This window comes from Nocardia sp. NPDC052001 (assembly GCF_040680615.1).
Classification (GTDB): domain Bacteria; phylum Actinomycetota; class Actinomycetes; order Mycobacteriales; family Mycobacteriaceae; genus Nocardia.
The window spans coordinates 1,458,586-1,485,324 of the sequence record NZ_JBFAXC010000002.1 but is presented as its reverse complement, the minus strand read 5'-3'; the positions used below and the strand labels follow the sequence as shown (position 1 = coordinate 1,485,324).

The 26,739-nt window shown below is 67.1% G+C and carries 29 protein-coding genes; 17 read left to right on the top strand and 12 right to left on the bottom strand.

Annotated features, from left to right (window positions below):
• Nucleotides 1–14: 14 nt before the first annotated feature.
• A complete protein-coding gene (locus tag AB0L82_RS15210; protein ID WP_364635770.1) occupies nt 15–1,523 on the bottom strand; it encodes a PucR family transcriptional regulator ligand-binding domain-containing protein in 1,509 nt (502 codons plus the stop codon).
• Between the two features lie 162 nt (nt 1,524–1,685).
• On the opposite strand from AB0L82_RS15210, the gene uraD reads away from it, so the two are divergent.
• The 16 genes from uraD to alc all read left to right on the top strand — a co-directional run bounded on the left by uraD (nt 1,686) and on the right by alc (nt 17,437).
• Nucleotides 1,686–2,222, top strand: a complete 537-nt coding sequence (gene uraD / locus AB0L82_RS15205; protein ID WP_364635767.1) for a 2-oxo-4-hydroxy-4-carboxy-5-ureidoimidazoline decarboxylase — start codon at nt 1,686–1,688, stop codon at nt 2,220–2,222.
• A complete protein-coding gene (gene uraH, locus AB0L82_RS15200; RefSeq protein WP_364635764.1) occupies nt 2,219–2,518 on the top strand; it encodes a hydroxyisourate hydrolase in 300 nt (99 codons plus the stop codon). Before uraD ends, uraH begins: the two co-directional genes overlap by 4 nt.
• Nucleotides 2,519–2,520: 2 nt before the next feature.
• Nucleotides 2,521–3,393, top strand: a complete 873-nt coding sequence (gene pucL / locus AB0L82_RS15195; protein ID WP_364635760.1) for a factor-independent urate hydroxylase — start codon at nt 2,521–2,523, stop codon at nt 3,391–3,393.
• Between the two features lie 15 nt (nt 3,394–3,408).
• Nucleotides 3,409–4,281 carry a xanthine dehydrogenase family protein subunit M gene (locus AB0L82_RS15190; RefSeq protein WP_364635758.1) on the top strand — a complete coding sequence of 291 codons (873 nt, stop codon included), beginning with the start codon at nt 3,409–3,411 and terminating at the stop codon, nt 4,279–4,281.
• On the top strand, nt 4,281–4,754 hold the full coding sequence (locus AB0L82_RS15185; protein ID WP_364635755.1) for a (2Fe-2S)-binding protein: 474 nt from the start codon (nt 4,281–4,283) through the stop codon (nt 4,752–4,754). Before AB0L82_RS15190 ends, AB0L82_RS15185 begins: the two co-directional genes overlap by 1 nt.
• Nucleotides 4,751–6,133: an 8-oxoguanine deaminase gene (locus AB0L82_RS15180; RefSeq protein ID WP_364635752.1), complete on the top strand. Its 1,383-nt coding sequence runs from the start codon at nt 4,751–4,753 to the stop codon at nt 6,131–6,133. The genes AB0L82_RS15185 and AB0L82_RS15180 overlap by 4 nt, the downstream gene beginning before the upstream one ends.
• On the top strand, nt 6,130–8,463 hold the full coding sequence (locus AB0L82_RS15175; protein ID WP_364635749.1) for a molybdopterin cofactor-binding domain-containing protein: 2,334 nt from the start codon (nt 6,130–6,132) through the stop codon (nt 8,461–8,463). The genes AB0L82_RS15180 and AB0L82_RS15175 overlap by 4 nt, the downstream gene beginning before the upstream one ends.
• A 120-nt stretch (nt 8,464–8,583) precedes the next feature.
• Entirely contained in the window at nt 8,584–10,029 is a 1,446-nt protein-coding gene (locus AB0L82_RS15170) for an NCS2 family permease (protein ID WP_364635747.1), read from the top strand.
• 1 nt (nt 10,030) lies between these two features.
• Complete coding sequence (locus tag AB0L82_RS15165; protein ID WP_364635744.1) at nt 10,031–11,239, top strand: XdhC/CoxI family protein; 1,209 nt, start codon at nt 10,031–10,033, stop codon at nt 11,237–11,239.
• Nucleotides 11,157–11,537: a gamma-glutamylcyclotransferase gene (locus AB0L82_RS15160; protein ID WP_364635741.1), complete on the top strand. Its 381-nt coding sequence runs from the start codon at nt 11,157–11,159 to the stop codon at nt 11,535–11,537. Before AB0L82_RS15165 ends, AB0L82_RS15160 begins: the two co-directional genes overlap by 83 nt.
• The gene (locus tag AB0L82_RS15155) at nt 11,534–12,331 is read left to right on the top strand and encodes a TIM barrel protein (RefSeq protein WP_364635738.1); all 798 of its coding nucleotides are present in this window, start codon (nt 11,534–11,536) and stop codon (nt 12,329–12,331) included. Before AB0L82_RS15160 ends, AB0L82_RS15155 begins: the two co-directional genes overlap by 4 nt.
• Entirely contained in the window at nt 12,328–13,203 is an 876-nt protein-coding gene (locus AB0L82_RS15150; protein WP_364635735.1) for an NAD(P)-dependent oxidoreductase, read from the top strand. The genes AB0L82_RS15155 and AB0L82_RS15150 overlap by 4 nt, the downstream gene beginning before the upstream one ends.
• Nucleotides 13,200–13,400: a hypothetical protein gene (locus AB0L82_RS15145; protein ID WP_364635732.1), complete on the top strand. Its 201-nt coding sequence runs from the start codon at nt 13,200–13,202 to the stop codon at nt 13,398–13,400. The genes AB0L82_RS15150 and AB0L82_RS15145 overlap by 4 nt, the downstream gene beginning before the upstream one ends.
• Nucleotide 13,401: 1 nt before the next feature.
• Nucleotides 13,402–15,204 (top strand): glyoxylate carboligase, encoded by a 1,803-nt coding sequence (gcl, locus tag AB0L82_RS15140; protein ID WP_364635729.1) that lies wholly within the window; start codon nt 13,402–13,404, stop codon nt 15,202–15,204.
• Nucleotides 15,201–16,376 carry a glycerate kinase gene (locus AB0L82_RS15135; protein WP_364635726.1) on the top strand — a complete coding sequence of 392 codons (1,176 nt, stop codon included), beginning with the start codon at nt 15,201–15,203 and terminating at the stop codon, nt 16,374–16,376. Before gcl ends, AB0L82_RS15135 begins: the two co-directional genes overlap by 4 nt.
• A gap of 38 nt (nt 16,377–16,414) precedes the next feature.
• A complete protein-coding gene (gene alc / locus AB0L82_RS15130) occupies nt 16,415–17,437 on the top strand; it encodes an allantoicase (protein WP_364635724.1) in 1,023 nt (340 codons plus the stop codon).
• Between the two features lie 34 nt (nt 17,438–17,471).
• Here the strand turns inward: alc and AB0L82_RS15125 are convergent, their stop codons facing one another.
• Both AB0L82_RS15125 and AB0L82_RS15120 read right to left on the bottom strand, forming a co-directional pair.
• Nucleotides 17,472–18,326 carry a glycosyltransferase family 2 protein gene (locus AB0L82_RS15125; protein WP_364635722.1) on the bottom strand — a complete coding sequence of 285 codons (855 nt, stop codon included), beginning with the start codon at nt 18,324–18,326 and terminating at the stop codon, nt 17,472–17,474.
• Between the two features lie 93 nt (nt 18,327–18,419).
• Entirely contained in the window at nt 18,420–19,520 is a 1,101-nt protein-coding gene (locus AB0L82_RS15120; RefSeq protein ID WP_364635719.1) for a lycopene cyclase family protein, read from the bottom strand.
• 93 nt (nt 19,521–19,613) lie between these two features.
• Here AB0L82_RS15120 and AB0L82_RS15115 point away from each other — a divergent pair, with 93 nt between their 5' ends.
• Nucleotides 19,614–20,603: a hypothetical protein gene (locus AB0L82_RS15115; protein WP_364635716.1), complete on the top strand. Its 990-nt coding sequence runs from the start codon at nt 19,614–19,616 to the stop codon at nt 20,601–20,603.
• 1 nt (nt 20,604) lies between these two features.
• On the opposite strand, the gene AB0L82_RS15110 is transcribed toward AB0L82_RS15115, so the two are convergent.
• The 9 genes from AB0L82_RS15110 to AB0L82_RS15070 all read right to left on the bottom strand — a co-directional run bounded on the left by AB0L82_RS15110 (nt 20,605) and on the right by AB0L82_RS15070 (nt 26,733).
• Complete coding sequence (locus AB0L82_RS15110; protein WP_364635714.1) at nt 20,605–20,826, bottom strand: hypothetical protein; 222 nt, start codon at nt 20,824–20,826, stop codon at nt 20,605–20,607.
• A gap of 155 nt (nt 20,827–20,981) precedes the next feature.
• Nucleotides 20,982–21,698, bottom strand: a complete 717-nt coding sequence (locus AB0L82_RS15105) for a DsbA family protein (RefSeq protein WP_364635711.1) — start codon at nt 21,696–21,698, stop codon at nt 20,982–20,984.
• A 16-nt stretch (nt 21,699–21,714) separates the two neighbouring features.
• On the bottom strand, nt 21,715–22,452 hold the full coding sequence (gene fabG, locus AB0L82_RS15100) for a 3-oxoacyl-ACP reductase FabG (RefSeq protein WP_364635708.1): 738 nt from the start codon (nt 22,450–22,452) through the stop codon (nt 21,715–21,717).
• Entirely contained in the window at nt 22,449–23,291 is an 843-nt protein-coding gene (locus AB0L82_RS15095) for a hypothetical protein (RefSeq protein ID WP_364635705.1), read from the bottom strand. Before AB0L82_RS15095 ends, fabG begins: the two co-directional genes overlap by 4 nt.
• Nucleotides 23,288–24,277 carry a beta-ketoacyl synthase N-terminal-like domain-containing protein gene (locus tag AB0L82_RS15090; protein ID WP_364635702.1) on the bottom strand — a complete coding sequence of 330 codons (990 nt, stop codon included), beginning with the start codon at nt 24,275–24,277 and terminating at the stop codon, nt 23,288–23,290. The genes AB0L82_RS15095 and AB0L82_RS15090 overlap by 4 nt, the downstream gene beginning before the upstream one ends.
• 31 nt (nt 24,278–24,308) lie before the next feature.
• Entirely contained in the window at nt 24,309–25,544 is a 1,236-nt protein-coding gene (locus AB0L82_RS15085) for a beta-ketoacyl-[acyl-carrier-protein] synthase family protein (protein WP_364635699.1), read from the bottom strand.
• Nucleotides 25,541–25,801, bottom strand: a complete 261-nt coding sequence (locus tag AB0L82_RS15080; RefSeq protein ID WP_364635696.1) for an acyl carrier protein — start codon at nt 25,799–25,801, stop codon at nt 25,541–25,543. The genes AB0L82_RS15085 and AB0L82_RS15080 overlap by 4 nt, the downstream gene beginning before the upstream one ends.
• 33 nt (nt 25,802–25,834) lie before the next feature.
• A complete protein-coding gene (locus AB0L82_RS15075; RefSeq protein WP_364635693.1) occupies nt 25,835–26,266 on the bottom strand; it encodes a MaoC/PaaZ C-terminal domain-containing protein in 432 nt (143 codons plus the stop codon).
• Nucleotides 26,263–26,733 (bottom strand): MaoC family dehydratase N-terminal domain-containing protein, encoded by a 471-nt coding sequence (locus AB0L82_RS15070; RefSeq protein WP_364635691.1) that lies wholly within the window; start codon nt 26,731–26,733, stop codon nt 26,263–26,265. Before AB0L82_RS15070 ends, AB0L82_RS15075 begins: the two co-directional genes overlap by 4 nt.
• Between the last annotated feature and the right edge of the window lie 6 nt (nt 26,734–26,739).

The window sequence follows — 26,739 nt, the reverse complement described above, 5'->3', positions numbered from 1 at the left end:
CGGCGCGGGGCTGATCAGCGCAGCGCCAGTGCCAGGAAGAAGTCGACCCGATCCTCGAGCCGGGACAGATCGCGATCGGTGAGCTCCTCGATCCGCTGCACGCGATAGCGCAGCGTATTCACGTGCACGTGCAGCAGTTCGGCGCATTTGGACCAGGAGCCCGAGACCTGGAGGAAGGTCTCCAGGGTGTGCACCAGATCGGCGCGATTGTCCCGGTCGTAGACCGCGAGCGGATCCAGCAGCCGCACCCGGAACATGCGCCGCACCTCATCGGGCACGCTGGCCAGCAGCAGCATATGGGTGGCGAGTTCGTCATGGCGCACCACGCTGGTGGGCTGATTGCGCTCGGCGGCCATACGCCGGGCATAGCGCGCTTCTTCGACTGCGCCGCGCAGACTTTCACCGTCCACGCCGCCGCTGATGCCGACGGCCAGGCGGCTGCCCTGCAAGCCGGGTTCGAGCGCCTCCACGGCCCGCTGAATGCGATCGTCGAGGTTGTCGTCATCGCCGATCGGCACCAGCGCGATGGCCTCACCGTCGATCACACCCGCGGCCGGGCTTCTGCCGTAGAGGATTTCGCGCAATAGCGACCGTAATTCCCTGGGCCGCACCGCACCAGAGTCCGCGGTGGCGGCCACCGCGAGATAGCGCTCGGACAGCGCCAGTCCGGTGAGTTCGAGCCGGGACACGATCTCGGCCGGTTTCGCGTCCGAGACCACCAGTTCGATGAGTTCCTGGGCCAGCCGCCCCTCCGCGTTCTGCCGGTCGTCTTGTCGGACACGCTCGAGCGCGACGACTGCGGCGAGTTCGCCGATGATGGCGCGGTGCTCTTCCGGCCAGTCCTTGTAGTCGCTCTCGAACACCATGAACCAGTCCGCGACCCGCGAGGTGCCGTCCGCGTCGACCGCGAAAAGAGAGAATAAGCTACCGTCCAGCGAACTAGTCGCCGGTAGTCGCTGGGCCGAGAGGCACGCGGCCTGGACCTGCGCAGACAGCGGCTGCTGCGGTCCGGCCACCACCCGCCCGGTGGAGGACACCACCCAGCACGGCGTGCCCAGATTGCGATGGATGAGTTCGAGCACCGAATCGAGCCCGCCGCCGGAGACGAGCTGGCGATGCCGGTCCAGAATCGCGGCGAGATCGGCCGCGCGCCCGGTCGACAGATTGCGATTGACCTGTTCGGTGACGGTCGCGAAGGCAATGTGCTCGGGCACCCGGAACAGCGGAACCCGATGGCGGCGGCACGCTTCCACCAGATCCGCGGGTGGTTCACCGTATTTGGCGTCACCCGCCGCCACCGCCGCGACCTTGGCCCGGGCCAGTGCGGCGATGAACGCCTCGGTATCGGCGGGATCGCGCCGGAATTGCAGTCCGGTGAGGACCAGTTCCCCGCCGGAGAGGTACCGGCTAGGGTCGAGCATGTCTGTAGTAACCACCCAGCGAACGAACCTTTCGAGTTCGTCTTCCCCGGTGACGAGTTCCAGACCGGCTTCGGTGAGGGCGAGCAGAGAACGCAACCGCATGATTGCCCACGCTAACAGCCAATGACCTCCGGGTTACCGGCTTGGATGTATCTACAAAACCCGTGTTGTGAACTGGACCACAGATTCGGAGGTCTCGTCCCTGCCGCCGGCGCCGCCCGAGGGTTGTACTTACCGGGCAAGTCGCCAATGGATGGAGGTCGGATGTCGGGTCGCCTGGAATGGCTCGGGTCGCTGCCCCTGGAAGAGGCCGAGGCCCAGCTGCTCAGCTGCTGCGCCTCGCGGGAATGGGCTCGGAAGATGGTGGTCGGACGGCCGTACATCGATGAGTCCAGCCTCATGCAGGCCGCGCTCTGGGGCCTGGACGCCCTCGACTGGACGGATATCGAGGAAGCCCTCGGGGCGCACCCCCGCATCGGCGAGCGCGCGGAAACCCCACGTGCCGAAGGTGTTTCAGGGGAGGTCGCACAGCGTGAGGCGCGGTGGTCGCAGGATGAACAGTCCGGTGCGGCCGTCGCCTCCGAGCGGGTGCGCGCTCTGCTCGCGGATCGGAATGTGGCCTACGAGAACCACTTCGGTCATGTCTTCCTGATTCGCGCCACCGGCCGCACCGCCGAGGAGATGCTCGCGGAGCTGGAGCGCCGGCTGGGCAATTCGGTGGAGGCCGAACGCGCGGTGGTGCGAGCCGAATTGGCCGCCATCACCCGGCTGCGGTTGCGCAAGCTGCTGGGGTTGATATGAGTCTCTCCACTCATGTGCTGAACGCGGCCACCGGTCGCCCCGCGGACGGCGTGTCGGTTCGGCTGGAAGCCGCCGACGGCACGCTGCTCGCGCAGGGGAAAACCGACGCCGACGGCCGCATCAAGGATCTGCCCGCCCCCGAACCCGGGGTGCACCGGCTCATCTTCGACACCGGCGACCTGAGCCCGTTCTATCCCGAGGTGACCATCGCGTTCACCGTCACCGATCCGGCGCAGCACTATCACGTGCCGCTGCTGCTGAGCCCCTATTCCTTCTCCACGTATCGAGGTAGCTGACAATGTCGATCAAGCTCGGTCCCAACCGCTATGGCAAGGCGGAGACCCGCGTCGTCCGGGTCGAAAAGAACGGGACCAAACACCAGATCCGCGATCTCAATGTCAGCGTCGCGCTGTCGGGCGATATGGAGCAGGTGCACCTGACCGGAGACAACGCCACCGTGCTGCCCACCGATACACAGAAGAACACGGTGTTCGCCTTCGCCAAACAGCACGGCATCGCCTCCCCGGAGGATTTCGGCCTGAAGCTGGCCCGGCACTTCGTCGATTCGCAGCCCTCCATCGAGCACTCCCGGGTGGAGCTCGAGGAATACGAGTGGGAGCGAAATGTGGTGGGGCTCAACAGCCATCCGCATTCGTTCGTGCGCTCGGGCCGCGAAACCCGCACCGCGCTGGTGCATTACGACGGCCGCCGGGCCTGGGTGGTGAGCGGTCTCAAGGATCTGACCGTCCTGAACACCACCAAATCCGAATTCCACGGCTTCATCAAGGATCGCTACACCACGCTGCGCGAGACCCGCGAGCGCGTGCTGGCCACCGAGGTGAACGCGCAGTGGCGGCACAGCGGTGAGAACGTCGAATGGGATAAGTCCTACGAGGTCGTGAAGCGTTGTCTGCTCCAGGCTTTCGCGGACACTCACAGCCTGTCGCTGCAGCAGACCCTGTTCGAGATGGGGGAGCGGGTGCTCGAGACCTGCCCCGATATCGCCGAGGTCAAGCTGGTGCTGCCCAACAAGCATCACTTCGAGGTCGACCTGTCGCCGTTCGGCCTGGTCAATGACAACGAGGTGTACTGGGCCGCCGATCGCCCGTACGGGCTCATCGAGGGCACCGTGGTGCGCGAAGTGCCTCCCGCCGGACCGGCCTGGTCCTGAAATCGGAGTAACGCAATGGATTTCCTACGACCCGAGAGCTGGGCGGACGCACTCGCGCTCCGCGCCGAGCGCCCCGACGCCGTGCCGATTCAGGGCGGCACCGATGTGATGGTCGAACTGAACTTCGACCGCCATCGCCCGGGCGCACTGCTCGATCTGAACCCGTGCCGCGAACTCTTCGACTACGAGGAAACCGCGGATGCCCGGTTGCGCATCGGTTCGGGTGTGCCGTACGAGCGCATCATTCGCCGTCTCGGCGATCGGCTGCCCGGTTTGGCGCAGGCCTCGCGCACCGTCGGCTCCCCGCAGATTCGCAATCGCGGCACCGTGGGCGGCAATCTCGGCGGCGCCTCACCCGCCGGTGACGCGCATCCGGCCCTGCTGGCCGCGAACGCGACCGTCGAGGTGGAGTCCGCCGCGCGCGGCACCCGGATGATCCCGATCGACGATTTCTACGTCTGGGTCAAGAAGAACGCGCTCGAGCCCGATGAACTGATTCGCGCCATCTGGCTGCGGCCCGCCACCGGCCCGCAGTACTTCACCAAGGTCGGCACCCGCAATGCCATGGTCATCGCGGTCTGCTCCTTCGGTATCGCCCTGCATCCGGACACCCGGACCGTCGGCACCGGTATCGGCTCGGCCGGGCCGACCCCGCTGCGGGCGCATGACGCCCAGGATTTCCTTGCGGCACAACTGCCCTGGGAGAACCCGCGACCGTTGAGCGACAGCCTGCTGCGCGAGTTCGGCACCCTGGTGGCCGCCGCCGCCAAACCCATCGACGATGTGCGCGGCACCGCGGACTACCGCAAGCACGCGCTTTCTGTCATGGCCCGCCGCAGCCTCGGCTGGGCCTGGAACGACTACACAGCGGAGAGGAGGGCCGCCTGATGCGCGTGAGTTTCACCGTCAATGGCACCCCGGAGAACGTCGACGACGTCTGGGAGGGGGAGAGCCTGCTGTACCTGCTGCGTGAGCGGGCCGGGCTCCCCGGTTCCAAGAATGCCTGCGAGCAGGGCGAATGTGGTTCCTGCACGGTCTATTTGGATGGCACGCCGGTCTGTTCGTGTCTGGTGGCCGCCGGTCAGGTGCACGGGCGCTCGGTGCGCACCGTGGAGGGTTTGGCCGAGGGCGATCGCCTCGATCCCATGCAGCAGGCGTTCGTCGAGGCGGGCGCGGTGCAATGCGGTTTCTGCACACCGGGTCTCATCGTGCAGGCGCACGATCTGATCGAGCGCAATCCGGATCCCTCCGATGTGGAGATCCGTGAGGCGCTGGCCGGAAACCTGTGCCGCTGCACCGGATACGAGAAGATCCTGGACGCCGTGCGCCTGGCGGCACAGCGAAAGGCGGTCGCCCAGTGACCACTACGAACTTTTCCCTACCCGATGCGGGCAAGATCGTCATCGAGAATGCCTACATCGCACCGGTCGTCGGTGATGAGATCGAATCCGGATACCTCATCATCGACAATGGCCGCATCGAAGCCCTCGGCGCCGGACCGGCGCCGACGGTGGTGGGCGCCGAACGCGTCTCCGGCACCGGCTGCCTGGTAACCCCGGGCCTGGTGAACACCCACCACCACCTCTACCAGTGGGCCACCCAGGGCCTGTTCCAGGATTCGACGCTGTTCGAATGGCTCACCGGGCTCTACCGCACCTGGGCGGGTATGGACGCCGATGTCGTATACGGCGCCGCCACAGCCGGTTTGGGCTGGCTGGCGCTGACCGGCTGCACCACCTCGAGCGATCATCACTACGTATTCCCCAAGGGGCGCGGTGATCTGTTCGAAGCCGAGGTGATGGCGGCCCGCGAGATCGGCCTGCGCTTCCACCCGTGCCGCGGTTCCATGGATCGCGGGCAGTCCCAGGGCGGACTGCCGCCGGACGAGGTGGTCGAGAACCGCGAAGAGATCCTGCTGAACACCGCGGAGATCATCGATCGCTATCACGACGCCTCCTTCGATTCCATGCTGCGCGTGGCCGTCGCGCCCTGCTCGCCGTTCTCGGTGAGCGAGGGCCTGATGATCGACGCGGCCGAGCTGGCCCGCGCCAAGGGCGTACGCCTGCACACCCACCTGGCCGAAACCCTCGACGAGGAAGAGCACTGCGTCGAGCAGATGGGGTGCACCCCGGTCGAATACATGGAGAAGCTGGGCTGGCTCGGCGATGACGTGTGGTTCGCACACGCGGTGCACCTGCACGATTCCGATATCCGCCGCTTCGCCGAAACCGGTACCGGTTCGGCGCACTGCCCGAGCTCCAATGCCCGGCTCGGCGCGGGCATCGCCCGCGTCTCGGATCTGCTCGCCGCCGGCGCTCCGGTCGGCCTGGGCGTGGACGGCGCGGCCTCGAGCGAATTGACCTCGATGGCAGGCGAAATGCGCCAGGCCATGCTGTTCCAGCGTGCCGTGCACGGTCCCAAGGCCCTCACCGCCCGCCAGGCCCTGGAAATGGGCACCCTCGGCGGTGCTCGAAACCTGGGCCGCCAGAACGAGATCGGCAGCCTCGAACCCGGCAAGCTCGCCGATATCGCCATGTGGCGCGTCGACGGTTTCCGCGCCGCGGTCGCGGATCCGGTGTGCGCCTTGGTCTTCGGCCCCACCCCGCCGCTGGCCCGGCTGCTCGTCGGCGGCCGCACCGTCGTGCGGAACGACGAACTGCGCACGCTGCCGCACGATCAGGTCGGCCGCGCGGGCGTGCTCGCCCGCAAGCGCCTGCTGCGTCAGGAGGGTGGCCGATGACCACCGCACGCACCACCCGGTTCCCGGGCGAGGTGGCGGCCCCCGGTCGCGGCGGCGTCGGCGACAGCCCGCTGCGACCGGACGGCACGCTGAAGGTCAAGGGCGAGTTCGCCTATGCCTCGGATCTGTGGATCGACGGCATGCTGTGGGGCGCGACCCTGCGCAGCCCGCATCCCCGGGCCATTATCAAGCGCATCAATATCGCTCCGGCGCTGGCGCTGACCGGTGTGCACGCCGTGCTCACCCACGAGGATGTGCCGGGCCGCAAGGTGTACGGCCTGGACCACACCTGGGATCAGCCGGTCCTGGCGATCGGCGAGGTGCGCCATCACGGTGAGCCCATCGCCCTGGTCGCGGCCGATCATCCCGAGATCGCCCGGCGCGCACTGGCTCTCATCGATATCGACTGGGAGGTGCTCGAGCCGATCACCGATCCCATGGCGGTGCTGTCGGCGCCGACCAAGCTCAAGGTGCAGGAGCGCGGCGGTATCGCCCGGCATCAGCCGGTGCGGGTCGGCGATATCACCGTGGGCCGGGCGCTGGCCGCGGTGGTGGTCGAGGAGGAGTTCGAGGTCGGCATTCAGGACCAGGCGTTCCTGGGACCCGAATCCGGCATGGTGATTCCGGCCGAGGACGGCGGACTCGACTTCTACGTCGCCACCCAGTGGATGCATAACGATCTCTCGCAGATCGGGCCGTGCCTGGGCCTGGCCGATGATCAGATCCGCATGACCATGGCCGGTATCGGCGGTGCGTTCGGCGGCCGCGAGGACCTGTCCATGCAGATCCACGCGGGCATGCTGGCCATGCACACCGGTAAGCCGATCAAGATGATGTACAACCGCGAGGAATCCTTCTTCGGGCATGTGCATCGCCATCCGGCGAAGATGCTCTACGAATTCGGGGCCACCGCCGCCGGAAAGCTCACCTACGCCAAGGTTCTCATCGTCCTGGACGGTGGCGCGTACACCTCCGCGACCTTGAACGTGACCGGCAATGCCTCATCGCTGGCTGTAGGACCATACGAAATCCCGCACATCGAGATCGACGCCTACGGGGTGTACACCAACAACCCGCCCTGCGGCGCCATGCGCGGTTTCGGCGCGGTGCAGGCGTGCTTCGCGCACGAGTCGATGATGGACAAGCTCGCCGAGGCCCTGGATATGGATCCGGTGCGGGTGCGCCAGCTCAATGTCGTCTCGCAGGGGTCGAAGCTGGCCACCGGTCAGATCGTGCACGCGCCCACACCGCTGAAGGAAATGCTCACCACCCTCAGTGAGATGCCGCTCCCGGATGCCATGGACGCCAGCGATATTCGCAATCTCCCCGGCGGTGCGTCGCAGACCACCCACGGTGAGGGCGTGATGCGCGGGGTCGGCTACGGCGTCGGCATCAAGAACATCTGCTTCTCCGAGGGTTTCGACGATCTGTCCACCGCCCGGGTCCGCCTGGAGGTCATCGGCGGCGAACCGGTCGCCATGGTGCACACCGCGGCGGCCGAGGTCGGTCAGGGTCTGGTCACCGTCGAAGCGCAGATCGCGCGCACCGAACTCGGCATCGAACGGGTGGTGATCCATCCGGCCGATAACGGAGTCGGCGATTCGGGCTCCTCGTCGGCGTCGCGGCAGACCTATATGACCGGCGGTGCGGTGAAGGCCGCGTGCGGGGCGGTGCGCCAGCGCGTACTCGCTCTCGCGCAGGGCAGGCACGGCGCGCATCGCGGTCTGCAACTCATCGGCGGCAAGGTCGTGGCGGGCACCGGTGAGGTGCTCGCGGCCATCGCCGATGTGCTCGGCGACGAAATCATCGAGGAGACAAGGGAATACCACCACAAGCCCACCACGGGTATGGATCCGGTGACCGGACAGGGCAATAGCCACACCCAGCTCGCGGTCTGCGTGCACCGGGCCGTGGTCGATGTCGATGTCGAACTCGGATTGGTGAAAGTCGTTGCCCTGGACGCGGTCCAGGACGTTGGCAAGATCATGAACCGCCTGTCCCTCGAGGGCCAGATCCACGGCGGATCGATTCAAGGACTGGGTCTGGCGGTGATGGAGGAAATCCAGGTAAGCAATGGCAAGGTGCGGAACCCGTCCTTCACGGACTATCTGATCCCCACCATTCTCGACACACCCCCGCAGCGGCTGGAAATTCTGGAGAATCCGGATCCGCACGCCCCCTACGGGTTACGCGGTGCGGGGGAACCACCCACCCTCTCCTCGACACCCGCGATCGCCGCAGCCATTCGCGACGCCTGCCGCAAGCAGGGCGGTACCGGGCACATCACCCGCGTACCGGTACGACCGGAAGACATCATCCGGGGCAGTTGATCAACAGGGGCAGACCGGATCTCACCCGGTAGGGACTCCACAACGCAGCAACCGAATCCGCGGTCCGGAGGCGATGAATCCCGGACCGTAGGTCGGCTACGCCCAACAGGAGGGCATGCCATGACCCAAATCCAAGATCCGACCCCCACGGCGACCACCACAATCGCCCGGGGTTCGGCACTCGACCGGTTCTTCAAGTTGAGTGAACGACATACCACTGTCTCACGCGAAATCCGCGGCGGAATCACCACATTCGTCGCCATGGCCTACGTTATCCTGCTCGTCCCGCTGATTCTCGGCGGGGTCACCGATATCGACGGCAACCATCTGAGCATCGCCCAGCTCACCACGGCCACGGCGTTCTCCGCCGGACTCTCCACGGTCCTGATGGGATTGGTCGGCAACGTACCACTGGCCCTGGCGGCCGGTCTCGGGGTGGTCCCGGTGGTCGCCTTCCAGGCCGCCCCGCATATGACCTGGCCGCAGACCATGGGCCTGGTCGTGCTGATGGGCGTGATCATCGTGATCATGGCCGCCACCGGCCTGCGAACCATGATCATCAACGCCATTCCGACGGCGCTCAAGAACGCCATCGGCGTCGGCATCGGCATGTTCATCGCCATGATCGGCCTGGTCTCCTCCGGGGTGGTCGGGCACGGTGCGCCCGGCGGCCCGCCGGTCACGCTCGGGGTCGACGGACATCTACAGGGTTGGCCCGTGGTGGTTTTCGCGGTCGGGCTGCTGCTCATGCTGGCGCTGTACGTCCGCAAGGTGCCCGGCGCGATCCTGATCAGCATCGCGATATCGACGCTGCTGGCGATCGTGATCAACGCCATCGCCACCATCGATCCGAAGGAGTGGGGGACCGTCGTGCCCGAGCGGCCCGAGTCCCTGTTCGCCACACCGGATTTCGGACTCATGCTCAATATCGACCTGTTCGGCGGATTCGCCCGGGCGGGTGGCCTGGTGGCGAGCGTGGTGCTGTTCACGCTGGTGCTGACCGGCTTCTTCGATGCCATGGGAACGGTTTTCGGCGTCTGTGACGAGGCCAAGCTGCTCGATGAGAAGGGCACCATGCCCGGGATCGGCAAGATCCTGACCGTCGACGGTATCGCCCAGGTGATCGGCGGCGTCAGCGGTGGTGCGGGCAGCACGGTGTACGTGGAATCCGCGACGGGCGTCGGTGAGGGCGCTCGTACCGGACTCACCAGCGTGGTGACGGGCGGTTTGTTCGCCGCGGCGGTGTTCTTCACCCCGCTCGCGGCGGTGGTGCCGATCCAGGCCGCGGCTCCGGCCCTGGTGCTGGTGGGCGCGCTCATGATGACCCAGGCCCGCAAGATCGACTGGACCGATCTGGAGATCGCGGTCCCGGCCTTCGTGACCATCGCGCTCATGCCCTTCACCTACTCGATCACCAATGGCGTCGGCGCCGGCCTCATCTCGTACGTGGTGATCAAGGCGGCGCGCGGCAAGTTCAGTGAAATCCATTGGCTGGTAGCCGTGGTGAGCGTGGTCTTCGCCGCCTACTTCGGCATCAACGCCATCGAACTGGCCCTGGGAGGCTGATATGCGCGACATCGCGGCACAACTCTTGACCTGGCATGCGGCGCAGCAGGATTACGCCGTCGCCTCGATCATCGGCATCGGCGGCAGTGCGCCCCGGCCGGTGGGCGCGGCCCTCGCGGTGAACACCGAAGGCGTTGTCGTCGGGAGCATTTCCGGCGGATGCGTCGAGGGCGCGGTCTACGAGCTGTGCCGCGAGTCGTTGCGCACCGGCGAACCCGTGCGGGAAACGTTCGGGTACAGCGATTCCGACGCCTTCGCGGTCGGATTGACCTGCGGCGGCACCATCGAGGTGTTCGTGCAGCCGGTCACGGCGGCCAATCGCACCGCCTTCGAAGCACTCCTGCGTTCCGAGGAGCCCGTCGCACTGGTCCGCGACTTGAACACCGGGGCCGCCATGGCCCTGGGATCGTGGTGGACCGTCGGGGCCACCTTCGACGAGAACGTCGTGGCCGAGGCACGAGCCATGCTCGATACCGGCGCGACCGGAATCCGCGTCATCGGTTGTGACACAGCCGAATCCACCGTCTTCGTGGAATCCGAGGTACCGCCGCCGCGCATGATCGTGTTCGGGGCCATCGATTTCGCCGCCGCGGTCGCCCGCATCGGCAAATTCCTCGGCTACCACGTCACTGTCTGCGATGCCAGGCCCGTATTCGCCACGCCCGCAAGGTTTCCCGAAGCCGATGAGGTCGTGGTCGAATGGCCGAACACCTACCTCGCGAACACTCGCGTCGATGCCCGCACCGTGCTGTGCGTGCTCACCCATGACGCCAAATTCGATGTGCCGCTGCTGGAAGTGGCGCTACGCCTGCCGGTGGCCTTCGTCGGAGCCATGGGCTCGCGGCGCACCCATGACGACCGGCTCGCCCGCCTGCGGGCGAACGGTATGACCGAAGCCGAACTGGCCCGGTTGCGCTCACCGATCGGACTCGATCTGGGCGGGCGCACCCCCGAGGAGACCGCGGTCTCCATCGCCGCCGAAATCGTGGCCGTGCGCCGCGGCGGCTCCGGAATCCCCCTGGGCGTGAGCGGTGGACCCATACACCGCGACACCGTCCCCGTCCCCGACATCCACATCCCGGATGCGCTGGAACCCCCTCGAAATGACCGAAAAAGGATAGACCCCAATGCCTTTGATCTTCTTGAACGGGGGAGCCATGCGCGGCGGACCCCTGAATCACCTGCTCGACGGCGCACCGTTCGCCGGTGAGGTGACCACCGCGCCGCAGTACCGCTTCTACTCCATCGGTGACCGCTTCCCGGGCCTGCACCCCGTCCCCGACGGCGGCGCGCCCATCGCGGGCGAACTCTTCGAAGTCTCGATGGAGGTATTGCGCAAGAGTCTGCTCCCGGCCGAACCGCCCGAGCTCGAACTCGGCGTGATCGAACTCGACGACCATCGCTCGGTGCTGGCCATGCTGCTGCGCCGCCCGCCCGTCTCGTACCCGCAGCTGATCGACATCACCGAATTCGGCAGCTGGTCGACCTATCGCGAAGGAACCCGATGAAATACACCGCCGGGGGCGCGCTCCGGAAATACGACGTCAACTGCTCCATCCTGTTCACCGATCTGCCGCTGCTCGAGCGTGCGGCGGCGGCCAAGGCGGCCGGATTCGACGCGGTGGAATTCTGGTGGCCGTTCGGCGCGGATCCCACGCCCGCCGACGCCGATATCGACGCCTTCGTCGCCTCTATCGAGGACGCCGGGGTACAGCTCGTCGGCCTGAACTTCATCGATCTGATTCCGGCGGGCCGGGGCCTGGTCTCGGTCCCCGGGCAGGAGACCAGGTTCCGGGACAATATCGACATCGTGATCGGCATCGCCGAGCGCACCGGATGCAAGGCGCTGAACGCGCTGTACGGCAACAGGATCGCCGCCGAGAATCCGGAGAAGCAGGACGAGCTGGCGCTGGAGAACCTGCGCCTGGCCGCCGTCGCCGCGCAGCGCATCGGTGCGACGGTACTGCTCGAGGCGCTCAATGCCTATGAGTCGCAGGACTATCCGATCGTCTCGGCCGCGCACGCGGTGCGGATCATCGAGGCCGTCGGCGAACCCAATGTGCGGTTCCTCTGCGACCTGTACCACCTGGCCCGCATGGGCGAGAACCTGCCCGCCGTCATCGACACCTACGGCGGCGATATCGGCCACGTCCAGATCGCCGATTCACCCGGGCGCGGACGCCCCGGCACCGGCGCACTCGACTTCGCCGAGCTGTTCGCGGCACTGGACGCGAGCGGTTACGACGGCTACATCGGCCTGGAATACAAAGACCCCGAACTGAACTGGGAGTGGATCAAATGAGCACCATCGGATTCGTCGGCCTCGGCATCATGGGCGGCCCCATGGCCGGACACCTGGTCAAGGCCGGTCACGACGTCACCGGCTACGACCACAGCGCCGCCGCCGTCGAACGGCTCACCGCCGCCGGCGGCAAAGCGGGCACGGACGCCGCGGAGACGGTGCGCGACAAGGACATCGTCATCACCATGCTGCCGCAGGACGAGCATGTGGAATCGGTGTTCGCCGAGGTGCTCGAGCATGCCGCGCCCGGCACGCTCTACATCGACTTCTCCACCATCACCCCGCGCACCTCGGAGTGGACCGCCACCGAAGGCGCGAAGAAGGGGCTGCGTGTGCTGGACGCCCCCGTGAGCGGTGGCGAGCCCGGTGCCAAGAACGCCGCCCTGTCCATCATGGTCGGCGGCTCCCGCGATGACTTCGATTCCGCCCGAGCGGTTTTCGAGGCGGTAGGCAAGACCATCGCCCTGGTCGGCCCCAATGGCGCGGGCCAGGTCGTGAAGGCCGCCAACCAGCTGGTGGTCGGCGGCACCTACGCCCTGGTCGCCGAGGCCATCCTGCTCATGGAGAACCTGGGCGCGAACGCCGAGGCGGGCCTGGACGTGCTGGCCGGTGGCCTGGCGGGCAGCAAGATTCTGGAACTGAAGCGAAAGACCATGCTGGAGCGCAGCTTCCAGCCGGGCTTCCGCATCGATCTGCACCACAAGGATATGGGCATCATCCTGGCCGCCGCCCGCCAGGCCGAGGTCGCCATCCCGATGGGCGCGCTCACCGCCCAGCTCATCGCCGCCGCCCGCGCCATGGGCCACGGCTCGCTGGATCACTCCGCGCTGCTGCTGGTCGCCGAGGCGCTGTCGGGTAAGGGGACCGCGTGAGGGTCGCCGCACAGGAGCTGGAGTCCGGCTTCGGACCGAATATGGCGAACGGGCACGGCATTTGCGCCATCGGCGTTCCGGCGGGCTGGGTGGTGGAGCGCTGCACCGTCGAGCCGCGCGCACCGCACGTCCGCACCTTCGCGCCGACGGCGAATTCGACCGATCGGCCGCTGACGCTGATCCGGAAGGGGATCTGATATGACACGTATGCGGACAGTGGACGCGGCCGTCCTCATTCTCGAAAAAGAGGGCGCGACACAGGCTTTCGGGCTACCGGGCGCGGCCATCAACCCGTTCTACAGCGCCATGCGCGCCCACGGCGGGATCGGCCATATCCTGGCCCGGCATGTGGAAGCGGCCTCGCATATGGCCGAGGGCTTCACCCGCGCCGCACCCGGCAATATCGGCATCTGCATCGGCACCTCGGGTCCGGCGGGCACCGATATGATCACCGGATTGTATTCGGCCAGTGCGGATTCCATTCCGATCCTGTGCATCACCGGGCAGGCGCCGGTGGCCAAACTGCACAAGGAGGATTTCCAGGCCGTCGATATCGCCTCGATCGCCGCCCCGGTGAGCAAGTGGGCGGTGACCGTGCTCGAGCCCGCACAGGTGCCGGGCACCTTCCAGAAGGCGTTCCAGCTCATGCGATCCGGGCGTCCCGGACCGGTGCTGATCGATCTGCCGATCGATGTGCAGCTGGCCGAGATCGAATTCGATATCGAGACCTACACGCCCCTGGACGTGCATCGGCCCACCGCGACCCGGGCGCAGGCCGAGAAGGCCATCATGATGCTGAACGCGGCCGAGCGACCGCTCATCGTGGCGGGCGGCGGCATCGTGAACGCCGACTCGGCGGATCTGCTGCTCGAATTCGCCGAGCTCACCGGAATTCCGGTGGTGCCCACGCTGATGGGCTGGGGCACCATCGCCGATGACCATCCGCTGCACGCGGGCATGGTCGGATTGCAGACCTCGCACCGCTACGGCAATGCCACGCTGCTGGAATCGGATTTCGTGCTGGGCATCGGCAATCGGTGGGCCAACCGGCATACCGGTGGCGTCGAAACCTATACCAGGGACCGCACTTTCGTGCACGTGGACATCGAGCCGACCCAGATCGGGCGGGTGTTCGCGGCCGATTACGGCATCGTCTCCGACGCGGGCGCGGCCCTGGCGGCGTTCCTGGATGTCGCACACGATCTGAAGCTCACCGGACAGCTGCGCGACCGCTCCGAATGGGCCGGGAAATGCCGGGACCGCAAGCGAACCCTGCTGCGCAAGACGCATTTCGACACCGTGCCGATCAAACCGCAGCGGGTGTACGAGGAGATGAACGCGGCCTTCGGACAGGACGTCCGCTACGTCACGACCATCGGGCTGTCGCAGATCCAGGCGGCGCAGCTGCTGCACGTGTACAAGCCGCGGCACTGGATCAACGCCGGACAGGCCGGGCCGCTGGGCTGGACGCTACCCGCTGCCATCGGCGTTGCCACCGCACTGCCGGAGGAGACCGTGGTCGCGCTGTCGGGCGATTACGACTTCCAGTTCCTCATCGAGGAATTGGCGGTCGGCGCGCAGTTCAAGATCCCGTACGTGCATGTGGTGGTGAACAATTCGTACCTGGGCCTGATCCGTCAGGCGCAGCGCGCGTTCGATATGGACTACTACGTGCAGCTGTCCTTCGACAACATCAACAGTCCGGAGGTCGGCGGTTACGGCGTCGATCATGTGAAGGTCGCGGAAGGGCTGGGCTGCAAGGCCGTTCGCGTCACCGAACCCGAACAGCTGGGCTCCGCGTTCGCCGAGGCCAAGCGGCTGATGGCCGAACATCGGGTGCCGGTGCTGGTCGAGGTCATTCTCGAACGCGTCACCAATGTGTCCATGGGGCTCGAGATCGACAGCGTCAACGAGTTCGAGGAACTCGCGGAGTCGTTCTCCGATGCCCCCACCGCCATCGCCGCGCGGGCGGAGTACGAATCGGCCGGGAGCCCTTCGTGATTCACGCGCGCGGTGGTTCGGGCCGGGGCTGGCGCGATGGGCAGGTGATCATCGCCCCCGACAAATTCAAGGGGTCGCTGACCGCCGCCCAGGTCGCCGCGCATCTCGCGGCCGGACTGCGGCGGGTGCGCCCGGAACTGCCCGTGGTCTCGGTCCCCGTCGCCGATGGCGGGGACGGCACCGTGGACGCGATGGTGGCAGCGGGTTTCGCCGGCCTGCAGACCGCCGTCACCGGGCCGGTCGGGAATCGAGTGGTCGCCTCGTTGGCAATGAGGGGCGAGACGGCCATTATCGAACTCGCCGAAGCCTCCGGGCTGCGGCGTCTACCCGACCGGCCCACCCCGGTCACCGCGCGCACCGCCACCAGCGCGGGCACCGGCGAGCTGATGCGCACCGCGGTATCGCGCGGTGCCCGGCGCGTGGTGCTCGGGCTGGGCGGCAGCGCCTGCACCGACGGCGGTGCGGGCATGCTCACCGCGCTGGGCGCGCGCCTGCTGGACGCGGACGGTGCGCCGCTGCCGCCGGGAGGTGTCGCACTGCAACGACTCGAGCGCATCGACCTCGCCGATCTGCTGCGCGTGCCGGTCACGGTGGCCTCGGATGTGGACAACCCACTGCTCGGTGAGCGCGGGGCCGCCCAGGTGTACGCGCCGCAGAAGGGCGCGGGCGCGGACGATGTGGTGCAGCTGGAGCGCGGTCTGGCGCGCTTCGCCGAGATCGCGCGCCGGGATCTGGGCGTGGATCTGTCGGATCGGCCCGGGGCCGGTGCGGCGGGCGGTGTCGGATTCGCCGCCATCGCGTTCCTGGGCGCGCGCAGCGAACCCGGCATCGAATTGATCCTGCGACACCTGGATTTCGCCGATCGCCTCCAGGGCGCGCGGCTGGTGATCACCGGGGAGGGCTGCCTGGATCGGCAGACCCTGCACGGTAAAGCCCCGATGGGGGTGGCCAAAGCCGCCGCGGCGGCGGGCATTCCGGTGCTCGCGATCGCGGGGCAGCGACTGCTCACCCGGGAGATGCTGCGCCGCTTCGGATTCGAAGACGCCTACGCGCTCACCGATATCGAGCCCGATCCGCAGCGCTGTATCGACAATGCCGGGCCGCTGCTGGAACAGCTGGCCGTGCGCATCGCCGAAACCCGCCTGGCTGAATTGCTTTCCCGCAACGCCTGAACTCTCCACCGACCTGAACATCGACCGAAAGGGAAGTGATGTCGGACTTCACCAGCCTGCCGAATCTGGCGCTGCGCACCTACCGCGCGAGCGTGATCGCCGCCAGCGACGAATCCTTCGAAGAGCGCGAGAATCTCATCCAGCCGTGGGAACCGCGGTTCTCCGCCGAGACCTTCGGCACCAAGGGCCAGGAATACGACGGCTGGGAGACCCGGCGGCGGCGCGGCGCGCCCGGACACGACTGGGCGATCGTGCGGCTCGGCATGCCCGGCATCGTGCGCGGGGTGGTGATCGACACCGCCTGGTTCAAGGGCAACTATCCGCCGTTCGCATCGGTGGAGGCGTGCCGGGTCGCCGGTTATCCCGATGTGGCGCAGCTGGATTCGGCCGAGTGGGTGGAGATCGTGCCGCGTACGGCGCTACAGGGCGACGCCCGGCACGAACTGCCCGTCGACGAGGAGCGGATCTTCACCCATGTGCGCCTGAATATCCATCCGGACGGCGGTGTCGCCCGTTTCCGGGTGCACGGTGACGTGGTGCCCGATCCGGCGCTGCTGACCGGGCTGACCGTGGACCTGGCCGCACTCGAACACGGTGGCCGGGCCATCGATTGCTCGAATCTGTTCTACTCGGGCGCGGACAATATGCTCGCCCCCGGTCTGGCGCGCAATCAGGCCGAGGGCTGGGAGACCGCCCGCCGCCGCGATGACGGCAATGACTGGGCCGTGATTCGCCTTGCCGCCCAAGGTATTCCGGAGCTCATCGAAATCGACACCACCAACCTGGTGTTCAACTCCCCGGCCGAGGTGCGACTGCTCGGCATCGATCTGCCCAGCGGGGCACCACTTCCCGGTCCGGACGCACCGGACTGGTTCGACCTGCTGCCGACCGTGCCGATTCAGCCCGACACCCCGCACCGCTTCCGGGTGCAGGGTGCGCGGCCGGCCACCCACGTGCGTCTCGATATCTATCCGGACGGCGGCATTGCCCGCCTGCGGCTGCTGGGTGCTCCCACCCCGGCGGGTCTCGAGGCGCTCGTCACCCGCTGGGGCGCGGCCTGACCGGTACACCCACGCGCCCCGGCGGGTGCAACCGTCAGTGGCCGATCGACGAAATCCGGGTTCCGGTGCGGCGCAGCGTGAATCGCCGCGCCTCGAAGTCCCAGAACAGGTAGATCGGCCACTGCACGGTATGCGCCAGCCATGCGCCCACGATCACCCTGCGGTGCAGCGGCAATACCCAGAATCCCTGTCCGCGCAGCGTATTGAGGCCGGTCTGCTGGAATCGCCACCATTCGCGCGGGGTGGCGCGGCGGCGGCGGGCCGAGGTATCGGCCCGCAAATCCTTCAGCTGCTGGATCGGTAATTGTTTCTTGATCAGGCAGAGCGCCAGATCGAGATCCTCGGCGACCGGAACTCCGGTGATGGTCTGATCGCGCACTTCGAGCCATGCCGTGCGCCGGATTCCCATATTCGGCCCGTGCAGATTTCCCACCCGATTGCCGAGTGCGCCGCGCCGGTCCTGAATCCAATATCCCAGGCGCAGCAGGAATCCCACCGGCGAATCGTGATAGGTCGTGATTCCGGTGACCGCGCCGACCTCGGGATTATCGGCGAGATACGTTCTGATGGTTTCACCCCAGTTGGGAAACACCAGGGTATCGGCATCGGTACGCCCGATGAACTCGCCTCGGGCCGCATCGAAACCGGTGTTCCGGGCGAAGGGCAGACCACGTCTGGGCTCGTCGACCAGCCGCACTTTGGGGCTGGTCACAATGTATTTCTCGACTAGATCGCGGGTTTCGTCGGTGGACCCGTTGTCCACCACGATGATCTCGTCCACCGCATCCTGACCGACCAGGCGGTCGAGGGTCGCGAGAATCGATTTCTCCTCGTTCAGAGCGGGAATGACGACGGACAGGACAATGGGGCTTCGGTTACCGTCTGGCATGGTTATTCGGTACTCCGGTTAACGAGTTCTGTTATTGCGGCGCAGGAAGTCTCGCACTCGGCCGCAGCCCGACCCAGCCCGCAATAAAGGGGGCTAGGAACCGGTTGTGGCGCGAGCGAGTGTACGACGCGAACGCCACGGAAGCGCGGCGAACAGAGCCGTCATGGCGGCGGCGGTACCGGCCAGATCATCACGACCGGAGAGATATGCGCGCTGGCGTTCGGGGGTCAGCTCGAAGAATGCGTCGAAGAAAAGCGGCAAATCCTGTGGTGGGAGCGCCAATAGGGCCTGTAATCCGATGTGCCGCAGGCGATTGACCGTGCGGGATGAAATGTTCCAGATCGAATCCCCGGCGGCGAGAATATCCGCGGTGCGCAGCGCGGCCGCGACGCTGTACCCGGTGGCCGGATGGATGAGCGCGCCCGCCGCACCGAAGGCGGCGGGGTGCGCCCGGCCGCCTTCGACGGGGAATCGGACGCGTTCGATGCGCTCGGAACCGTCGAGAGTCAGTCCGCGAGAACGCAATCGGGTTGCCAGGCGATCGCGCAGCACCTCGGTGCGCAGCGCCGGGCGGCCCGCCAGACAGGTCTCCTCGAGCAGAATCGTATTGTCGCCCAAGGGAACCGCGTACAGGAACGAGCGCGGCTCATCGGGCCGTGCGCCATTGTCGATGCGCCAGTCCATGAACAGGGTGTCCGGATCGGCCCAGCGGTCGCGATCCAGCACCACACCGAACGCGGTCTGCTCGGCGAGACCGGGGGAGCGGGACACACCCCGGGCATCGATGACGCGACCGCCCGGCACATCCGTCCCCGATGCCAGCCGAGCCACCGGCAGTTCATCCTTGCGCGTGCCGAGGCGCGGCGGCACGACGATATCGATCACTCGGTCCGTGATGATCCGCGCGCCGGTCAGATCGAGGGAATCCTGCAGGGCCGCGGTATCGAAAACGCTATAGCGGCGATCCAGTTCGATACGCCGGGTGGTCCATACGGCCGGACGGTCCACGGTCGCCGCGAACACCCTGGGATCCAGCCACTCCGGAAGTTCATCGGCCCAGGCCGCGTAGGTGGCGCTCCACCGGCGTTCGGGTCGTGGATCGATGATCGTGACCGACTGTCCCCGCACCAGTGCGCGATGCGCCAGCGCTCGCCCCGCCGGACCGGCGCCGCACACCACGAGATCGGAAGTCACACCGTGATTGGATCATGATCGGCCGCCGTTCTACGCTTCGGTGACATTTCGCCGGGTCGGGAGGTCCCCGGTGCGCCGTGAAAGGTTGACTACATGAGCTATCCCCCCGGCCCGCCATCCGGATCCGGATTCGGTGGCGATCCGCACGGCCAGGGCGGACAGCCCGCGGAGGACGCGGCCGCGGCCTGGTGGGACCAACCGGCGGCGCCGACCCAGCCCGCGCAGCCCGCGCAACCGGCCTGGCCGGGGCAGCAGGGCGACACCTGGCAACAGCCCGGATTCGCGGCACAGCCGGACGGATATCAGGCGCAGCAGGGCGGGTATCAGGCACAGCAGAGCGAGCCGACCTGGCAGCAGCCCGTCGCCCAGCCGGGATGGCCTGGGCAGCAAGGATATTCGCAGCAGCCGGGCTATGGCGCGCCGCCGCCGCAGCCGCCGCGTTCGAATACCGGTCTGATCGTCGGCATCGCCCTGGCGGCGGTCGCGGTGCTTGCCGTCGGAGTCGGCGCGGTCGTGGTGCTCACGGGCGGCGACAGCTCCGATCAGGCGACGGTGACGACCAGCAGCGTCGAACCGCCTATCGAAACCACCTCCACGCGCCCGAATACCACCACCCAGGCCGCACCCGCCGGCAATCGCTTCACCTACACCGAATTCGGCGAGGCCTGGAATTTCAGGCTCGGCGATGTCGCGTTGCAGGCCGATTGGGTCCAGGGGCGCGACTACGACACCTGCGGTCCCGTCGAGGAGAACGGCAAACTCACCGGCCTGGGCTGCCAGTACGCCTCGGAACTGGTGTGGAAGTCCGAGAACGGCGGTCTCATGCTCACCCAGTTCGTGCTCACCATGAGCGATGCCGCCAAAGCCGCCGCCGCCGAGGATCATTTCGACGACGGCGATATCAACCTTCCCGCCGGGACCTACATCTCGCACTTCGAGACCGGCAAATGGCGCGACGGCAGCGAAGCCGAATTCCTGGTGATCACCCTGGCCACCGCCGACACCACCGTGGATTCGGACACCGTCGAGAAATATCTGCGCTACCGCCACACCGACACCATCGGCGCGCTGACCTTCCGCTGAGCTATCTGCGCCCGTGCACCGCGCTGTCGAATCCGGCGGTGAGCCGGCACCGCAGGCACAGCGGTTCGGCCTGATGATGCTTGTTCACCATCCACCGCGCGCACTGATGGCACCAGGTCGACGGCGGTGGATCGGTGAGGTCGGTGAAACCGACCGCCAGGATCGCGACCACCACGGTGAGAAGTAGTGCGGCCAAAGAGAAAGCCACGATGTCCAACGCCATGGGACTCAGCTCCTACTCGACTCCGGCCACCCCGGCCCCATGTTCGCCGCAACGCTCGTACCGGGTGTGATCCGAGGAGGGAGTACCCAGGCGCGAACCCGTCCGAACGTGATCGAACATCACGTTCGGACTGTCACGCCGGGTGTTCGCGCTCGTCAGCCGCAGCCACCGGCGTGGCCGATCTCCGCGGTCTCCTTGGGCACCGGTATCTCGGCGAGGCCGTCCGGCGCACCGGTGGCGGCGGTCGATTCGGGCTGGGCGATGGACGATCCCGGCAGGGCGGCGAGGAAATCCGCCAGCCGGTCGATGCCCCAGTACTTCTCGCGCCGGTGAATGAACATCGGGACGCCGAAGACATCCTCCTGACAGACCGCCTGAAGAGCGTCCAGGGCGCGCTTTTCGATCGCCGGTGAGCGCACCAGTTCGCCGACATCGGCCGGTATGGCGAGCTCGTCCAGGATCGACTGGATCACCTCGGTGCGGCAGATGTCGAGACCGGACAGCCAGCGCGCGGTGTACACGCGGTCGGCGTACTCGTGCGCCAGGCCGTGATCCGAGGCCGCGAACCACCCGAGATGCGATGGCTCCCAATGCATCTGCTCATCCAGAGGCCAGGAATTGGCGAGGCCGCGCCGACCGGCGAGGCGGCGGATGTCGCGCAGTAGATAGAAGTGTTTGGCCCGGCTCATCGGCGTATACGGGAATTCGTGACCGGTCTCGGCGAGCAGCGCGCTGAAATGCTCGTCCGGCTCCCAGAAGGGCCGCCATTCCAATGCCGAGACCAGCTCGGGATGCTCACGCCGCAGATCGTGGAAGGCCAGCCAGGAGTACGGGCTGCGGAATGAGAAGTACACGCGGGGTGCGGTTTTCATGAGTCTGCTCCCGTTGTCACAGGGTGATGCCGCCGTCGACGTGCAGTACCGCGCCGGTGATGTAGCGGGCCCGATCCGAGACCAGGAATCCCACCAGGTCCGCCACATCGGCGGGTTCGCCGAATCGTCGCAGGGCAATGGACTTTTCCAGGGCGGCGCGCTTGGGTCCGGTGAGATGTCCGGTCATATCGCTGTCGATATAGCCGGGCACCACCGCGTTGACCCGGACACCGAACCGCCCGACCTCCTTGGCGAGGGATTTGGTGAAACCGACGGTGCCCGCTTTGGCCGCACTGTAATTGGTTTGCCCGGGATTGCCGTACACCCCCGAGACCGAGGCGATGGTGACGATCGCGCCCGAACGCTGTTTGACCATTCCGAACGCGGCCCGGCGGCAGACATTGAACACACCGGTCAGATTGGTGTCGATGACCCGATGCCAACTCTCGCTCGACATGGACACCAGGGATTGATCGTCGGTGACGCCCGCCGAGGTGATGACGCAGTCGGGGCTGCCGAATTTGGCTTCGGCGGCCTCCAGGAATTCGTCGACCTGCTGCTCATCGCGCACATCGGCGCGAATGGGCAGTACGCTGCCGCCGGTCGCGGCCGCGACGACCTCCTGCGCCGCGGCGCTATCGCTGTTGTAGCAGAAGGCGACGTCGTAGCCGCCGCGCGCGAGGTCCAGGACTATCTCGCGGCCGATGCCACGGGAGCCGCCGGTGACGACGGCGACGGGACGATGATCGTTCACGAGGAACTCCGAAGCTGATCGAAGGGGCGCAAAGTGGCGGTGAGGCGGTCGATGTCGAGTACGGTGCGCTGTCCGGCTCGCGCGTAACCGGTGCAGGTGCTGGCATCGGGGAAGCGTTCGAGCAGGCGCACCGACAGTTCGAGGGTTTCGCCCATCTCGACCTCGGCGCGGGTGCGCACGGTGGCCAGACGGCTGATGAGTACCGCGGGAGTCGTGAATTCGGGCTCGAGGGTCATCATCAGCACGGCCGCGGCCTGACACCACGCTTCGAGCATGAGGGTCGCGGGCCAGATCGCGGCGGGGTCCGGACTGCTGAATGTGGTGCTGTAGCGGTGGAATTCGATGCTCTCGCGGTGGCAGTGCGCCGTCAGCCGACCGTCGCCGACGGTAATGGCCCCGTCGAGGAGCGCCATCGGCGGGCGGTGCGGCAATCGCGATACGACCGGCTCACCCGAGGGGTGCTGCGCTACTTCCCGCGTCTCCAGCGGCTCGGAGTCGTCCGGTCGCAACCGAATCGACGCGGTCTTGCGTCCACCGCTCGACACCGCGATCCGCACCTCGCCGTCCGCTCGAGTATCGGCGGTCAGCGTGACCGGTGTTCCCGGATGCACGGGCGAGGAGAACTGCGCCGAATGGATCCGCCACTGGGCACCGCCCGCCAGCTCGGTGGCGAGCAGACAGGCGATATCGATCAGCAGCACCCCGGGCACCACCGCGAGCTCCGGGTAGTGGCCCGCGAAGATCGGCGCGCCGGGATCGAAATCCACTGTGGCGGTCAGTGTTCCGCCCGAGTGTTCCGCCCGTGCGAGACGGTACGCGGCGGCGGTGGCCGATCTCACCGGAACTCACCGTGGATATGCAGCACCGCCGCGACCACGGTGTGCTCGTCGTAGGCCAGTACCAGCGCGGGGCCGGGGCGGCTCTGCCTGGACAGCAGCGCCATGGCGAAAACGCTTGCGACGGCCCCGGTATCACCGAGATGCTGTTCGGGCCGGAGCACCGGATCGGCCGCCGGGAAGGTCGCGGTGAGGCTGTCTCCGAGCTCGAGGGGTCCGGCCACCGCGACCGCGACCACGGCATCGGGGGAGATATCCGCCGCGGCGAGTGCGGCCAGCCCTTCTCGAAGTGCGACCGCACCGGCGTTCGAGTCCGATACCGCCGCGCTTCGGACCGGACCGGCGAGCTCCAGACCGGTTGCGGTGGAACCTGTTTCGTGCCGATGCAGCAGGAATACGCCCACGCCCTCGGAGAGCGGCGCACCCGTCGCGCCCGAGGTGTGCGGATCGATGCGCATCCGCTCACTGGACAGCTCCTCGGCCGCGCCGACCACGACGGTGTCCGCGCGATCGGTATCGAGCAGGCGGCGTGCGTAATTCAGGGCGAGCAGCCCGGCGGTGCGGCCGCCCGCGATTGTGGCGTTCGGCCCCCGGAGCTTATGCCAGATGGCCGATCGTCCTGCCGCGCAATTCATCACGGTGTTGGGGAAGCGCGCCGGGTCGACCAGATATGGCCGCTCCTCGGTGAGCGAATCCCGGGTGAACCGCATGGTGCTCGCGACGCTGCCCGCCGTGGTGCCGAGCACGATGGCGGTGCGGGAGCCGATTGCCTCGGCGACACCGGGCTGGGCGATGAGATCGCCGATCGCCTGCACGGCCAGCGCGGTGACCCGGTCCATACTGCGGGTCCCGGCCTTGCCGAGCGCGGTGCGGATGTCGAAGTCCGGTACCGGTCCGGCGACGAGGGTCGTTCCGCCGGAATGGAAATGGCCGCTGGTCGGACCGTACGGTGACAGCGCCGACCAATGGGTGAGACGGGTGGTGGTCATGGGTCTATCCGTTCTGCCGATTCGCGACCGGTCATGCGTTGGCGGGCACGGGTTTTCCGAAGATGACCACGGCGTTGTTACCGCCGAACGCGAGCCCGTTGTTCTGCACCACGGTGAGGGCGCGCTCGACCGCCGCATTGGGCACGCAGTCGAGCCCGCACTCCGGATCGGTCTCGATATGGTTGATCGTGGGCGGAATGAAACCGTTGTCGATGGCCAGCGCGCAGGCGATGGACGCCAGTGCGCTGGCCGCGCCCATGGTGTGCCCGATCATGGATTTGATGGAGATGGTGCTCGGTGCCGCGCCGCCGTATACCGAACGGATGGCGCGTGATTCGGTGCGATCATTGGCGACGGTGCCGGTGCCGTGCGCGGAGATCAGATCGACCGCCTCGGGTTCGAGACCGGCATCGGCCAGGGCCAGGCGCATACATTCGGCGATGCGTTCCTCATTGGGGGCCACCGGATGATCGCCATCGCAATTGAGGCCGAAACCCAGCACCTCGGCGTAGATGTGCGCACCGCGCGCCACCGCCGCGTCCCAGGGCTCGAGCATGACCACGCCCGCACCCTCGCCGGTGAGAATGCCCTTGCGGTTCACATCGAAGGGGCGGCATACATCGGGTGCGACGGTCCCCAGTCGATAGAATCCGGCGAAGGTTTTCTGGCATACCGAATCCGCACCGCCGCAGAGTGCGATATCGGCCTCGCCGAGGCGCACCGCGTCGTACCCGTACCCGATGGCGTAGTTACCCGCGGCGCAGGCCGTGGTCAGGGTGACCGCCTCGACGGACTCCAGCTCCAGTTCGGCCGCGACCGCCGCGGACAGCCGTGCGGCCGGAATCCGGTGTGCCAGTGTCGGATCGAAGGCCGATTCGCCGCCCGCGGCGACATCGCCGCGGACCAGATCATCGAGATCGCGGGATTCGCCGTCGGTGGTGCCGATCGCCACCACCGACCGCTGGGCGCGCAATGCGTCAGCGGCTAATCCGCTGTCTTCCAGCGCCATGCGCGCCGCCGCGGCCGCGAACAGGCTGGAACGCCCGTACTCCTTCGCCGAAATGCGGGTGACCGCGTCGGCCGGATCGAAATCGACCACCTCGCAGCCGATGTCATGGTCGAAGCCGGTGGTGTCGAAGGCCGTGATGGGTCGTGCGCCGGAGGCCCCGGCACGGAGTCCGGCCAGGAAAGCCTCCGACCCGGATCCGATACTGCTGATCGGCCCGATTCCGGTGATCGCGACCCGGCGCGCGTGCGGCAGGCTCACGACGGCACCCCCACCGAATCGGACTCGGCGAGCACCTCGTACACGCCGTCCATATTTCCCATGCGCGCCAGTTCGGACTGGGCGATCTTCACGCGGTACTTCTTCTCCAGTGCCGAGAGGATCTCGATCGCGAGCAGCGAATCGGCCCCGTGATCGTCGACGAAATGGCTGGTGTCGGTGACCTCGTCGGTATCGAGTTCGAGAATGTCGCAGACCAGATCCTTGATATCGGCCCGGTCGGTGTCGGTGAGCTGCACGATGGAACTCCTTCTAGTGAGAAATGTTGTCGCTCAAGCCAATCGAACGGTGACGCGCGCGCCACCCATGACCTGTTTGCCGTCCGGTGTCTTGGCGGTGATCCGAATGACGGCGCTGCGGTCCTCGCCCTTGCCCTCCACGACGGCGCGCACGATCAGGTGCCCGCCCTCATCGTCATCGGGCACCACCAGCGGGTGCGAGAACCGGGTGACCTCGTAGCCCAGTACGGCCGCGGGGTCGTCGAGCCAATCGCTCACCATCCGGGTGGTGACGGCGATATTGAGGGTGCCGTGCGAGATGACGTCCGGCAGCCCGACGGATTTTGCGATGCGCTCATTCCAGTGCGTCCCGGTGAAATCCGAGCACGCGCCGCAGTAGCGCAGTAAATCGACCCGGCGCAGCGTGATGACCTCTTCGAGGATCTGCTGGCCGACCGTCACATCGTCGTACGCGATGGCGCTCATACCGCCTCCGCCAATGCCGTGATGTGCCGGGAGATGATCGAATTGGTCACCACGGCAACGTCATTGGCGTCCGTGTCGACGATGGTGTGGGTCATGTCGAACTGGTCGTGCGGCCCCACCTCGCGGATATCGGTGACCTCGGTGGTCATCAGCAGCAGATCGCCGGGGTGGATCGGGCGCAGGGTGCGCACCGACTGTGCCCGGTGCACGCAGATCGGCTGGTGCTTCTTGCCGAATTCCGGATCGTAGAGCGGCCAGCCGCCGAATCGGAAGAACAGCATGACCGGAAAGCTCGGCGGCGCTATGACATCCGGATATCCGGCGGCCTCGGCGGCGGCGCGGTCCAGATAGAGCGGATGCGGGTCACCCGTGGCCAGGGCGTAGTCGCGGATCTTCTCCCGGCTCACCTCGTACGGGCCGACCGGGCCGAACCTGCGGCCGATGAAATCGCGATTGAAAACGGCCATGGTGGT